General features: G+C 57.0%; 14 protein-coding genes. 8 read left to right on the top strand and 6 right to left on the bottom strand.

The window, feature by feature from the left end; all coding sequences use genetic code 11:
- Positions 1-66: 66 nt before the first annotated feature.
- Positions 67-2,025, bottom strand: a complete 1,959-nt coding sequence (gene parE / locus ACFDSS_RS10400) for a DNA topoisomerase IV subunit B (RefSeq protein WP_375255677.1) — start codon at positions 2,023-2,025, stop codon at positions 67-69.
- Positions 2,026-2,161: 136 nt separating this feature from the next.
- Here parE and ACFDSS_RS10395 point away from each other — a divergent pair, with 136 nt between their 5' ends.
- The 4 genes from ACFDSS_RS10395 to ACFDSS_RS10380 all read left to right on the top strand — a co-directional run bounded on the left by ACFDSS_RS10395 (position 2,162) and on the right by ACFDSS_RS10380 (position 5,860).
- On the top strand, positions 2,162-2,845 hold the full coding sequence (locus ACFDSS_RS10395) for a dimethylsulfonioproprionate lyase family protein (RefSeq protein ID WP_375255676.1): 684 nt from the start codon (positions 2,162-2,164) through the stop codon (positions 2,843-2,845).
- A 27-nt stretch (positions 2,846-2,872) separates the two neighbouring features.
- Complete coding sequence (locus ACFDSS_RS10390; protein WP_375255675.1) at positions 2,873-3,757, top strand: NAD-dependent epimerase/dehydratase family protein; 885 nt, start codon at positions 2,873-2,875, stop codon at positions 3,755-3,757.
- 89 nt (positions 3,758-3,846) lie between these two features.
- Entirely contained in the window at positions 3,847-4,395 is a 549-nt protein-coding gene (locus ACFDSS_RS10385; RefSeq protein WP_375255674.1) for a DUF4166 domain-containing protein, read from the top strand.
- 91 nt (positions 4,396-4,486) lie between these two features.
- Positions 4,487-5,860, top strand: coding sequence for an MATE family efflux transporter (locus ACFDSS_RS10380; protein ID WP_375255673.1), 1,374 nt, complete (start codon positions 4,487-4,489; stop codon positions 5,858-5,860).
- On the opposite strand, the gene ACFDSS_RS10375 is transcribed toward ACFDSS_RS10380, so the two are convergent.
- From ACFDSS_RS10375 to lgt, 5 genes are all read right to left on the bottom strand, one after another.
- The gene (locus ACFDSS_RS10375; RefSeq protein ID WP_375255672.1) at positions 5,849-6,631 is read right to left on the bottom strand and encodes a Hint domain-containing protein; all 783 of its coding nucleotides are present in this window, start codon (positions 6,629-6,631) and stop codon (positions 5,849-5,851) included. The genes ACFDSS_RS10380 and ACFDSS_RS10375 overlap by 12 nt on opposite strands.
- A gap of 195 nt (positions 6,632-6,826) precedes the next feature.
- A complete protein-coding gene (locus tag ACFDSS_RS10370; RefSeq protein ID WP_375255671.1) occupies positions 6,827-6,988 on the bottom strand; it encodes a hypothetical protein in 162 nt (53 codons plus the stop codon).
- A 226-nt stretch (positions 6,989-7,214) separates the two neighbouring features.
- Complete coding sequence (gene pgeF / locus ACFDSS_RS10365) at positions 7,215-7,970, bottom strand: peptidoglycan editing factor PgeF (RefSeq protein ID WP_375255670.1); 756 nt, start codon at positions 7,968-7,970, stop codon at positions 7,215-7,217.
- Positions 7,967-9,025 carry a class I SAM-dependent methyltransferase gene (locus ACFDSS_RS10360; RefSeq protein WP_375255669.1) on the bottom strand — a complete coding sequence of 353 codons (1,059 nt, stop codon included), beginning with the start codon at positions 9,023-9,025 and terminating at the stop codon, positions 7,967-7,969. The genes pgeF and ACFDSS_RS10360 overlap by 4 nt, the downstream gene beginning before the upstream one ends.
- Complete coding sequence (lgt, locus tag ACFDSS_RS10355; RefSeq protein ID WP_375255668.1) at positions 9,022-9,900, bottom strand: prolipoprotein diacylglyceryl transferase; 879 nt, start codon at positions 9,898-9,900, stop codon at positions 9,022-9,024. Before lgt ends, ACFDSS_RS10360 begins: the two co-directional genes overlap by 4 nt.
- Before the next feature lie 127 nt (positions 9,901-10,027).
- Here lgt and ACFDSS_RS10350 point away from each other — a divergent pair, with 127 nt between their 5' ends.
- The 4 genes from ACFDSS_RS10350 to ACFDSS_RS10335 all read left to right on the top strand — a co-directional run.
- A complete protein-coding gene (locus tag ACFDSS_RS10350; RefSeq protein WP_375255667.1) occupies positions 10,028-10,270 on the top strand; it encodes an accessory factor UbiK family protein in 243 nt (80 codons plus the stop codon).
- 35 nt (positions 10,271-10,305) lie between these two features.
- Positions 10,306-10,533, top strand: coding sequence for a hypothetical protein (locus ACFDSS_RS10345; RefSeq protein ID WP_375255666.1), 228 nt, complete (start codon positions 10,306-10,308; stop codon positions 10,531-10,533).
- A gap of 762 nt (positions 10,534-11,295) precedes the next feature.
- Positions 11,296-11,799, top strand: a complete 504-nt coding sequence (locus ACFDSS_RS10340) for a YbjN domain-containing protein (RefSeq protein WP_375255678.1) — start codon at positions 11,296-11,298, stop codon at positions 11,797-11,799.
- Positions 11,800-11,872: 73 nt separating this feature from the next.
- Positions 11,873-12,185 (top strand): NAD(P)-binding domain-containing protein (locus tag ACFDSS_RS10335; protein ID WP_375255665.1); only part of this gene is annotated, 313 nt, incomplete at its 3' end.

Raw genomic sequence — 12,185 nt, 5'->3', positions numbered from 1 at the left:
CGATAAATTAGATAAAGCAGCTTAGCTTTAAAGCAGTGTTTGGTGGCGGATTATGGAGTTCGCCACTCAAACATCCAACTCCTCCACAAACCGCGCGTTCTCCTGAATATACTGGAACCGCAACTCCGGTTTCTTCCCCATCAGGCGTTCGACCAAATCTGCCGTATCCCCCGGCTCTTCGTCATGCACGGTCACGCGGATCAGTTTGCGTGTCGCGGGGTCCATTGTTGTTTCTTTCAGGTCCTTGGCGTCCATCTCTCCCAGGCCTTTAAAGCGTTGCAGGTCTATTTTTCCCTTGCCGCCCAGACCCTTGGCCATAACTGCGTCTTTCTCTGCGTCGTCGGACACATAGACCCGCTTGGCCCCTTGCGTCAGGCGGTAAAGCGGCGGGCAGGCCAAATAAAGGTGCCCTTGGTCGATCAGGGGCCGCATCTGCGTGAAGAAGAATGTCATCAGCAGCGACGCGATATGCGCCCCGTCCACATCCGCGTCCGTCATGATGATGATCTTGTCATAGCGCAGGTCATCGACGTTGAACTTCGTACCCATTCCGACGCCCAATGCCTCGCAGAGGTCGTTGATTTCTGCGTTCGATGTCAGCTTGTTGGAGGCCGCCCCCAGCACGTTCAGGATTTTCCCTTTCAGCGGCAAAAGCGCCTGATTGGTTCGGTTGCGCGCCCCTTTGCCGGACCCGCCCGCGCTGTCGCCCTCGACGATGAACAGCTCGGTTCCCGCGCGGTCCTTGGACGTACAATCGGTCAGCTTGCCGGGCAGCCGCAGCTTCTTGGTTGCGGACTTCCGCGCGGTTTCTTTTTCTTGCCGTCTGCGCAGCCGTTCCTCCGCCCGCAGCACCAGAAAATCGAGGATCGCACCAGCCGATTTCGTGTCCGCCGCCAACCAGTTGTCAAAGTGGTCGCGCACGGCCCCTTCGGTCATTTTGGCCGCCGCTTCGGTTGACAGCCGGTCCTTGGTTTGTCCCACAAAGGCCGGTTCGCGGATAAAGCACGACACCAGCGCGCAGCCCCCCGACATCAGATCATCCCGGGTGATCTGGCCGGCTTTTTTGTTGCCGGACAATTCGCCGTAAGCCTTGATGCCTTTCAGGATAGCGGCCCAGAAACCGCTGACGTGGGTGCCGCCTTCGGGCGTTGGCACGGTGTTGCAATAGGACTGGATGAAGCCGTCGCGCACCGGCGTCCAGTTGATCGCCCATTCGACTTTTCCCGGCTCTCCGAACTTTTCGTTGAAATCGACAGTGCCTGCGAAGGGTTTGTCCGCGTAGGTCGTGGCCGTGCCAAGGGTTTCTTTCAGGTAGTCTGACAGCCCCCCCGGAAAGTGAAACGTTGCCTCAGTCGGGGTTTCGCCGTCGTCGATTTCGGACTTCCAGCGGATTTCAACGCCAGAAAAGAGATAGGCCTTCGACCGGATCGATTTGAACAACCGCGCCGGTTTGAAGCGGTGGCTGCCAAAGATTTCGGGGTCTGCATGAAAAGTAACGGTGGTCCCGCGCCGGTTGGTTGCTTGACCGACCTTCGCGATCTTGCCCAGCGGGATCCCGCGCGAAAATCGTTGTTCGTAGATTTCCTTGTTCCGTGCCACCTGCACCACCATGCTATCGGACAAGGCGTTGACGACAGAGGCGCCGACACCGTGCAAACCACCTGATGTCTGATAGGCTTTGCCGCTAAATTTGCCGCCTGCGTGCAGCGTGCAGAGGATCACTTCAAGCGCTGACTTTTCCGGGAATTTGGGATGCGGGTCAATTGGAATGCCGCGCCCGTTGTCCTTAATGGTGACGGCGTAATCCGCATGAAGCTCCACCTCGATTCGGTTGGCGTGACCTGCCACGGCCTCATCCATGGAATTATCAAGCACCTCGGCCACCAGATGGTGCAACGCGCGTTCATCGGTGCCGCCGATATACATGCCAGGGCGTTTGCGCACCGGCTCAAGCCCTTCCAGCACCTCGATGCTGTCGGCGTTGTAGTCGTCGGGACCTGTTGCGGACAATAGATCGTTGCTCATGGGCTGCTCACCTCAATTCTTGTTGGCGCGAGTATGCCAGAGCCAAGACAGCGGGGGAAGGCTGATAACATCATCGCTATTGGCCTGATGCGCGGCCTGTGCCAAGACAGGCCAAACGATCTTAGGATAATGCACCGTGACGGATGACTTTGCCCCCAGACCTCACCTGCGCGACCACCCCGATTGGCGCTATCTGCTACAGGAATACTATGAGCTGTACCGCTATCTCCCCTCAGGCGGCAGCACCCGTATCCGCGCGCACCAACGCCATGTACGAGAGGCAATCGGACGTGTCCTTAAGGCCAATCCGTTGATCCAAACGCAACCGCCTGCGACGAAACCCGTGACAGCGCATCTCAAACGAGCGCTGGATGAGGGCCGCGGGGACAGGATGGGGCCGATGATCCGTGCTTTTGAATCCGTGCAGGCCGATTTGTCTTGGCAATATGGCTATGAAAAAGTCCCCAAAGGTCTTGTGGGCAGCTATGCCTATGCGGAAATCGCAGGGCCGCAGGGCCCGGTCGTGACCGAAGATATCATCTTGGGCGTCGTCCTGTTTGGTCCTGGCTGCACCTATCCCGCCCATGCGCATCGCGGGATCACCGAAAGCTATGTGTGCCTGTCGGGGGCGGTGTCGGAAAACCACCAAGGCGTCTATGTGCCCGGTTCGATGATCTTCAACCCGCCCGAACATTTGCACCGCATCACTGTTGGCATGAATGAACCAGCGCTTCTGGCCTACGCGTGGATGGGCGCGCGTGACGATTTGTTGGATCAAAAGATGGTCTTTACGCGCAAACGCAAGGATGATGTCCGCTAGGGCAAACGAAAGACGAAAGGGATCGATATGCGGGTTTTCTTTACAGGCGGCAGCGGCAAGGCCGGCAGACATGCCATCGCCTATTTGCAGGATCAGGGGCATGATGTGGTAAACGCGGACCGTGTAGCGTCAGGACTGGATATGCCTGAGCTATTGATCGACCTGTGCGATGCAGGGCAGGTCATTGGAGCGATGTCGCAGTTCGCCGACTTCGCAGAGCTTGAAACAGGCACGGGCGTGCCGAAATACGACGCGGTCGTCCATTTCGCCGCCGTCCCGCGTGTGATGATCGGCACCGATGGCGAATGTTTTCGTCAAAATACGCTCAGCACCTACAACGTGATTGAAGCGGCCGTGAAACTCGGCATCCCCAAAGTGATCTTTGCCAGCTCCGAAACCACTTATGCGGTCTGTTTCGCGGACGGAGAGTTGAAGCCCGATTATGTACCGATTGATGAAGAGCACCCAACGGTGCCTCACGACAGCTATGCGATGTCGAAGGTCTGCAATGAGGCAACGGGGCGTTCTTTTCAGGCGCGCAGCGGCATTGATATCTATGGCTTGCGAATAAACAATGTTATTGAACCCCATGAATACGCACGCGATTTCCCGGCATATATTGACAATCCAGAAAGCCGCCGCCGCAATATCTTTGCCTATATCGATGCGCGCGATCTGGGGCATATGGTAGATTGTTGCCTGCGCACGGATGGGCTGGGGTTTGAGGTCTTCAACGTCTCCAACGATGATATGTCTGTCGCACTGACCAGCGATGAGGTGATTGCGCAATTCTACAAGGGCGTGCCCGTCAAACGGCAAATGCGCCCAGATGAGACCTTCTATGCCAATGATAAGGCCAAGCGAATGGTGGGCTTTGCGCCGAAGCATTCGTGGCGGGATATATTGGGTTAAGGGGTCTGCGACGAAGCGACCACTGGTCAAGCGCGGATTTCGTCCCATCTGGCCGGGGACATAGATCCGGTCGAAGGCAAACGAAAGCGATGAACACGGCACTTTTTCAATCCTACCTTGGCGGCAGCTTCGAAGCTTTGCCCGCCGTCATCCAGAATGGACATGCAGTGAACGGGACATCGCGGATGGCGGGGGAGGCATCGGTGATCCGCGGCACCTCACTGTGGTCGCGCGCGCTGGCCACCGCCTTCGGGTTCCCACCTGCCGCGGAAAAGGTTTCCGTGACCGTCAGTATGTCCGCCCAAGACGGGGGCGAATTGTGGGAGCGTCGCTTTGGCGACAAACGCTTTCGGTCATTTCTAAAGGTCACTAACGGGGTGATGACAGAGCGCTTTGCCCCTTTCACATTCACGCTTCGATTGCGCGTCGAAAACGCGGAGCTGCTTTATCCCGTTACCGCTGGCCGGTTGGGGCCGATCAGACTGCCCGAATGGTTGCTGCCCCTCAGCATTGCGCGGGAATATGAATCCGAAGGCAAATTCCACTTTGATGTGGAGCTGCGCGCGCCGCTGACAGGGGCGCTTATGGTTCACTATCAAGGCTGGCTCCTGCCTGACCATCCAAACCCCTCCGCTTAGAGACGAGGCGGTAGGCTGCATTCCCTTCTGTGTCCCTTGCGCGCTTTAATCTGCCTTTACGCCGTAAGCGCGTGGCCCTAAGCCTGTGCTCATGCAACAGGTTGCCCAAACATACCATGGCCATAGTCGCGCAATCTGGAAATTGGGGATGCCCCTGATCCTGAGCAATCTGGCGCAATTTGCGATCTATATTACCGATACAGTCATGCTGGGATGGTATGATGTGACCGCACTTGCAGCGTCGACAATTGCCGGGACCGTGTTTTTCACGATCTTCATCGTCGGTGCGGGTTTTTCGCAGGCTGTGACGCCCTTGGTCGCCGCCGCCGTTGAAGAAAACGACAACACCCAAGTGCGCCGGGTGACGCGGATGGGGCTTTGGCTGTCGATCATCTATGCGCTGGTCGTCACTGTGCCGTTCTTTTGGGCCGAAGATATCCTGATCGCGATGGGGCAGGATATGGCTGTGGCTGATCTGGCGCATATCTATTTGCAGATCGTGATCTGGCAGATGGTGCCCGCGCTCATTGTGATGACGCTGAAGGCGTTCTTGGCCGCGATGGAACATACGGCGATTATCCTCTGGGCGACGATCGGGACAGCGGTAATGAATGGTTTTGTTAACTATGCGCTGATCTTCGGCAATTGGGGCGCGCCGGAAATGGGGATCAGAGGTGCAGCCATGGCCTCATTTGCGGTGACGCTGGTGACAGTGGCCATTCTGGTCATCTATGTGCTTTGGGTGCTGCCGCAGTTTCAGCTTTTCAAGAATTTCTGGCGCAGTGACAGCGCGGTGATGAAGCGTGTCTACAGGCTCGGTTGGCCCATCGGCCTGACGTCATTGGCCGAAAGTGGCCTCTTTAGCGCTTCCGCGGTGATGATGGGTTGGATTGGCCCGCTGGCGTTGGCAGCCCATGGGGTGGCGATCCAATTGGTGAGCCTGACCTTCATGGTGCATATCGGCTTTAGCCAGGCGGCGACCGTTCGGGCCGGGCGTGCTCTGGGGCGCCGTGACGAACTGTCGTTGCGGCGGGGCGGTATCACGGCGATCGGGATGTCGGCAGTTTACGCGTTGATGACATCGGCAGTGTTTCTGGCAATGCCCGAAACGCTCATCGGGCTGTTTATTGATCCTGATGAGACCGCGCGCGCAGCCCTCCTGCGGTTGGGCGCGAGCTTCTTGATGGTTGGCGCTCTGTTTCAGTTGGTTGATGGGCTGCAAGTGCTGGCACTGGGGCTTTTGCGCGGCGTTCAGGACACCACGGTGCCAATGGTTATGGCGACGATCAGCTATTGGGTGATCGGCCTGCCTGTCAGCTATTTTCTGGCGTTTACCGTGGGGTTGGGGGGCGTGGGCCTGTGGCTGGGACTGGTGATCGGCCTGGCGATCGCGGCCGTCATGTTGCTGACCCGGTTTTGGGGGCGATCCGTGAAGATCACCCCGCGAAATGCGTTAATCCAGTAGATCGAGGTCGCGCAGGCGCAGGCGCGGCACCTCAAGCAGGCCGAAGTCTTCGAAGGACCGCTTGTGCGGAAAAAGGCCCAAGTAGGCGCGCAAAGTTGCTCCGCGTAGCCCTAGATCAAATGCTGTCCCGGGATGGAGCGATTCAACCGCCACCCCATTGACCATCAAGCTGCGCTGGCCTTTTAGCCCAAGTTGGTAGACCTTATACGAGGTCGCAGGCCGCAAGCTAAGCACATCATTGTCGTCGACAAAATCGGAGGCAGGAATGAAGGCCTCATCGCTGCCGCTGACCCGGCGGATTCCGGCAGCACGATGTTTGATCCGTGCACCTTGACCCAACACCAGATCGGGAGATGGACGGTTGAAGCCCAGTGCATCGGCGGCAAATCGTGTCATTGCCAAAGCAGGGCGCGCGGCATCGTCTGACCCGGCGTGGACGACCATGCTGCCCCGCCATTGGACGGGTTCAAGCGTGCCATCTTCAAGCCGAACACGATCGCCGGGGATAACATCTTCAATGGGGACCATGCCGTGCTCTGTGGAGACCAAGGCGCCTTCTTTGACGACATTGAACGCCTGCTCAAATGCAGGTAAAGCGCGCGCCATGCGGTGGGTTTCACGCAATTCGTCGTCCTGATCCAGATACATGACGTGATACTTGCGAACCGGCACATCTGCGACAGAGGGGGCGGGTTCGGAAAACTGGGATGGTCTGTGATTTGGGACCGGCTGAACATCAGCGTTCATTGTGGCCAGGCGTATCTGTTCCATGCGATTACCTATCTTTGCGGTCTCTTTGTGTCGTTGGCGTCTGGCACCAACTTCAGGCCGAAACCAAGTTACTATTTAAAACATGCCTCGGGTGTCCGCTTTGCCCTCCGTCAACGGTGTCGGATAGGCCTTTTGGGGTCGCAGGATGATCTGATATAAAGTGTGGATCATGCTCTGCGTCGAGGAACGGATGGACTACGCGCGCTGTTGCTCCTGCCCGTCAAAAACGCGGCCTTCACTGTCGCGCGCGACGCGCCGTTGGATCATCGCCTGACGCATTGCGCCGCGTGTCCACGGCAAAGGCGTTTTGATCGCCTCTGCGGCGATCTCAACTGTTTTGTGCCATCGGTCGTTCATGTTGATACCTTCTTTTTTGCGGGCCTTCTGTTTTGTTGAAAGCCTTGCAGCCAAGATGGCGGTTCAAACTGGCGATAGTTTGACGGGTCTCGAAAAAATGAGACTGTTTGTCTTTACGCAACGGAATAAATTTAAGTCACTGTTATCGATCGCAAAAAATGTCTTTTTGCCACTTCAGACAGAATGAATAGTTAACGAAATGGGGCGCGATTGCCTAATTGTTGGCCTAAAGAGCGATAGCAGCAATGAGCCTGCCATAGTCTGCTTCCTTTTGATGCACCGACCGCCGGTAACTAAAGAATCGCCCCGGATCGGCGTAGGTGCAGTGACCCGTCCATGCGATCTTTTCCAAGCCGAGCGACCCGAGTTGGTGCAGGCCAAATGCAGGCAGGTCAAACTGAAAGCGATCCTTCTGCCCCCGCAGGAAAAAGCGCGAAAAGCTGGGATCGGCGGCGACAAACTGGTCGCGGAATTCGGGACCGACTTCGTAGTTGCGCTGGCTGATTGTCGGACCAATGACTGCCACAATATTCACCCGCTGCGCACCAAGCCGCTCCATCTCTGCCACTGTTGCCCCCAGAACGCCGTCCAGCGCACCTTTCCAGCCTGCATGTGCGGCGCCAATGACACCGGCCTGATGGTCTGCAAAAAGAACAGGTTGGCAATCAGCCGTCAGGATCCCAAGTGCGATCCCTTTGGTGGCTGTGACCATCGCATCGGCCTTGGGCGCGTCAGTGACAGGTCCATCGACAGGCACCGCATCGGCGGAATGGATTTGATGCACGCCGGCCAGTTGCGCCAAATCCACGCCCAAGGCATTTGCCACGCGCGCGCGGTTGATTTGCACGATATCTTTCTGATCCGAGCTGCCGTAGCCACAGTTCAACCCTTCAAAGACCCCCGAAGAGGCTCCGCCCTTACGGGTGAAGAACCCGTGTTGGCTGTCTGCAAGAAGCGGATGTTGAATAGGATCAAGGGTCACGGCTCTAGTCCGGCTGGTGGCGTTGCGGCGGTGGGGTAGATCCCCATTACCTTGAAAAGGTCACCCATTTCGGCAGGGTGGGTCAAGCGTCGATGTGCTTTGACATGGGTCTCAAGCGCAGGTTCGTTCAATGCTTTGGCAAGGCTTTTCGCACGTGCCGTAATGCCGAGCCGCTCAAGGAAAACACCCTGCGGCGTCAGACGGGTGTATTTGGCGGGCCCGCAATGATCGGCAATAGCCGCAAAATCAACATGTGCAGTGAGATCACACTCGCCCGGGGCGCTCAGCGGATCTACATGCGCATGCGCGCGCAACGCTTGCAGCGTGTCCCCAAGCGAGGCCCAGTCGCCGTAGTCAACGATCAGGGCGGCCCCACCATGCGCCGCGATTCTGCCTCCAATGGTCTGCATGATATGCGGCAGGGCCGGGCAGTATTCCACCAGATCACCGTCTTTGGTATCGCCTAACCGGCCTTCCAGTTGCGCCAATGCGGCGGGTGCGGAAAGCCCGAAACGCAGACGGTCCTGCTCTTGCCCCACCATCTTTTCGCGCCAGGCGTCGCCATCGCGTTGGAATTGACGGATCGGCAATGCGTCGAAAAACTCATTGGCGATCAGATAAAGCGGTCGTTCCGGCAGGCTGTCGATCCGGTCATGCCAGACGGCGTTCGGGACCGCTTTGACCTGGGCTTGGCGCAGGACGACAGAGGCCTCGACAAAGTGGACCGTCAGCGCGGCATGAAAGCCCGGCACCGCTTGGGTAGCGCGCAACGCATCAGCCATCAGCGTTCCGCGTCCCGGACCAAGCTCTGCCAAGGAAATGGCCGCCGGGCGTCCTTGATCCATCCACGCCTGCGCCACCGACAGGCCGAGCAATTCGCCAAACATCTGGCTGATTTCCGGCGCGGTAATAAAGTCCCCATTCTGGCCAAAGGGATCACGGGTGGCATAGTAGCCATGGGTCGGATGCATCAGGCAGTCGGTCATATAATCGGCAACGCTCATCGGTCCCGTCCGCGCGATTTGCGCGACAAGAAGATCAGCGAGAGCCGTCATCTTCTCAGCGCAAACAAAACGACCGCAAACCCCACGAGAATCATTGGCAGCGTCAATGTCTGCCCCATCGTCAGACCATAGCCGTTAATTTGAAACGCCAAACCCAGCTCATTGCCGACGCTGACAAATTGTGCGTCCGGCTGGCGCACAAATTCCACGACGAACCGGGCAATGCCGTAGCCCGTGAAAAAGACGCCGGACAACAGCCACGGCTTCTTGAGGGCGCCGAAACGAAATGCCAGCAGCATCAAGATGAGACCAAGCAGCAGACCTTCAAGTCCGGCTTCATAAAGCTGGGAGGGGTGGCGCACGCAAGGCTCGGTTGCCGTTGCACAGGATTGGGCCGCCTGACCGGGGAAAATCACACCCCAAGGCAAATCCGTTTGTCGCCCCCAGAGTTCTGCGTTGATGAAATTGGCGATACGGACCAGAAAGATTGCAGGCGTCGCTGACACCGCAATGATGTCAGCCAGATCGGGCAGGGGCACTTTTTGGCGACGGCTGAAGATATAGACCGCAGCGACCACGCCCAAGAAACCACCATGAAAGGACAAACCGCCTTCCCAGATCTTGAAAACATCAAGTGGCGCTGCCAGAAAATCTGCGGGTTTATAGAACAGCACATAGCCCAAACGCCCCCCGCCAATCACGCCGACAACCACATATGTCAGCAGGTCTTCAAGTTGTTCGACCTTCATCGGTGGCCCATTGCGCCAGAAGTCTGGCCGTTTCAATGCGTATTTGATAATTTGCCAACCGATCGCGATGCCGACGATATAGCCCAAAGCGTACCATCGCAGCGCGAGGTTGAAACCGCCGATGCTGAACGAAAAAATTTCCGGCGAGATGTCGGGGAAGGGGATTGCTCCGAGCATGATGTAAATCCTTGTCTTTTAGAAGGCCATTCCTTCTCCCGCAGCGCGGGAAAGTCAACCAGCCAAAGGCGGGTTGCCCGCGCGCCCCTGAAGTCCCATATATAAGACAAAGCAAACGGAGAGACCGATGCAAAGCAACAACAAGATTCTCGATGACCTCAGCCAGTTGATGACCAATGCCATGGGTGTGGCCCAAGGTGCAAAAGATGAGGCGCAGTCAGCGATGTCCTCCATGATGGACCGCTGGCTTGCTGAGCGTAATCTTGTCACACGCGAAGAATTTGATGCCGTGCGTGCGATGGCGCAAAAGGCCCGCGAAGAAAATGAAGCACTGGCCGCACGTCTGGCCGCACTTGAAGCGAAAAAGTAATCTGGCGCAGGCCAATCTGATAAAGGGATCATCCAATGGGACTAGGTGACATGATGGGCAAAGCCGCTGGCCTGATGGCCAACGGCGACTTCGATATCGCGGCGAAGATGGAGGAGCTGGGGATTGATCCGGCAATGCTCGAAAATCTCGATATTGAGGCAGCGAAGGCTTTTATTGAAGAAAAAGGCTTTGATCTGTCGATGCTCGAAAGTCTTGGCATCGATCTTGATGAGGTGATCGCGAAGTTTAAAGGCGACGCCTGAGGCGAGCCATTCTGTCTGCCGTTTCAAGGAATGAATAGCCCTATCGCCGCCCGGATGTTGCCGCTGGGCTGGTCGTTGTTCGGTGCTGCCGTTCCTTGATTTGGCGCCACGGGCAAAGCCCCCCTGATGGTTGACTCACGGCGCCAGCATAGGTCTGTCTGACCGCCTTGCCCGATCACCATCCCCCGGAAAGCGACCAAACCAATTACCTGAACACCGCCAAAACGCCTCCAGTTGATCCAGCGGCGCTTGCAGATCATCCTGAGCGATCATGCCGAGATAGCATGTGCCGATCTGAAATCTCACATACCGCGCATCGGCCAAGGGTGACGAAAAAGTGACCCATTTTTTTCATGCCAGCGCGTATTCAGAGGGCAATTGCACCCGCCATGACCGCGCCGCGCGCAACAAAATGTGAAAACAGTTGTTGTCGCTGTGACCAACTTTGCGATTTGTCCCAGGCTCAGGCCTTGGCCCGTTTCATCAAAGCACGGCAGGCCTGAAATTTCGCACAGATGTTTGTGTCGGCGGTCATCCTCAGCTCGACTCATTGGCTGGCTGTCGCTGGTGCCTCTGCGGCGATTTATCCACATGAAACTGCATTGCTTTCGCGCTTATCCCCAAGAAATTGCTTTACAGCTACAGCCATTTCGGGCCACGATATGTAGTAGGGATAGAAAGTGAACAACACCGTCCCTAGAGCAGGCACCTAGCGCTTGGGCACTGCCATGACCCATGCGCCAACGCAGTGAGGCCGAGCATATGGCATTGTCCGAACATTACCTTGAGGCGGATGACCTTCACCCGATTGATCTGGTGGAACACATCGCAGAATACCACGCGTGGGAATTTGACCGCATCCATAACGACCAGATCGCCATGGCCGTTGAAGGCCAGTGGCGCACCTATTCAATCACGCTGGCTTGGTCCGCTTATGATGAAACCCTCCGTCTGATCTGTACCTTTGATATGGAGCCGCCCGAAGACCGGATGCCGGCCCTTTATGAGACATTGAACACCATCAACGACCGCTGCTGGGCAGGGGCCTTCACATGGTGGGATGAGCAAAAGCTGATGGTTTATCGTTATGGCTTGATGTTGAGCGGGGATCAGGTCGCAGGACCGGATCAGATTGATACGATGATAAATGCAGCCGTTGCAGCTTGCGAACAATACTACCCGGCAATCCAGCTCGTCACCTGGGCGGACCGGACGGCACAAGAAGCTGTGCAAGTCGCGATTGGTGGCGCTTACGGGCGCGCATAAATATCAGGGAGGGTGGGTTTAAACCCACCCTCCGTTTCCGTAACCTCTGCGGTGACAAAAGAGAGGTGTTTGCATGGACATGAATGACGTTGCCGCGCGCGGGCTTGTGCTTTTGGGGTGTGGCAAGATGGGCTCCGCAATGCTGGAGGGGTGGTTACGCACTGGTTTGGCGCCAACATCCGTTTACGTGATTGATCCCAATCCTTCGGACTGGTTGAACGAACAGGGCGTTCACATCAACGGCGGTCTGCCTGAAAATCCCGCGATTGCGATCATTGCGGTGAAACCGCAGATGATGGCCGCCGCATTGCCGGATGTCAGCGCACTGGGCAATGGTGAGACATTGGTCGTGTCAATTGCTGCGGGAACCTCAATCGCGACGTTTC

The sequence above is a fragment of the Yoonia sp. genome (genome assembly GCF_042093035.1).
GTDB lineage: Bacteria > Pseudomonadota > Alphaproteobacteria > Rhodobacterales > Rhodobacteraceae > Yoonia.
The sequence above is the reverse complement of the archived record's forward strand: the minus strand, read 5'-3'. Positions and strand labels throughout refer to the sequence as shown.

What these genes read in the sequence shown, in the direction of transcription:
- parE (WP_375255677.1), bottom strand. Translation starts at nt 2,025, where the DNA reads ATGAGCAACGATCTATTGTCCGCAACAGGTCCCGACGACTACAACGCC.
- ACFDSS_RS10390 (WP_375255675.1), top strand. Translation starts at nt 2,873, where the DNA reads ATGCGGGTTTTCTTTACAGGCGGCAGCGGCAAGGCCGGCAGACATGCC.
- ACFDSS_RS10385 (WP_375255674.1), top strand. Translation starts at nt 3,847, where the DNA reads ATGAACACGGCACTTTTTCAATCCTACCTTGGCGGCAGCTTCGAAGCT.
- ACFDSS_RS10380 (WP_375255673.1), top strand. Translation starts at nt 4,487, where the DNA reads ATGCAACAGGTTGCCCAAACATACCATGGCCATAGTCGCGCAATCTGG.
- ACFDSS_RS10375 (WP_375255672.1), bottom strand. Translation starts at nt 6,631, where the DNA reads ATGGAACAGATACGCCTGGCCACAATGAACGCTGATGTTCAGCCGGTC.
- ACFDSS_RS10370 (WP_375255671.1), bottom strand. Translation starts at nt 6,988, where the DNA reads ATGAACGACCGATGGCACAAAACAGTTGAGATCGCCGCAGAGGCGATC.
- ACFDSS_RS10360 (WP_375255669.1), bottom strand. Translation starts at nt 9,025, where the DNA reads ATGACGGCTCTCGCTGATCTTCTTGTCGCGCAAATCGCGCGGACGGGA.
- lgt (WP_375255668.1), bottom strand. Translation starts at nt 9,900, where the DNA reads ATGCTCGGAGCAATCCCCTTCCCCGACATCTCGCCGGAAATTTTTTCG.
- ACFDSS_RS10350 (WP_375255667.1), top strand. Translation starts at nt 10,028, where the DNA reads ATGCAAAGCAACAACAAGATTCTCGATGACCTCAGCCAGTTGATGACC.
- ACFDSS_RS10345 (WP_375255666.1), top strand. Translation starts at nt 10,306, where the DNA reads ATGGGACTAGGTGACATGATGGGCAAAGCCGCTGGCCTGATGGCCAAC.
- ACFDSS_RS10340 (WP_375255678.1), top strand. Translation starts at nt 11,296, where the DNA reads ATGGCATTGTCCGAACATTACCTTGAGGCGGATGACCTTCACCCGATT.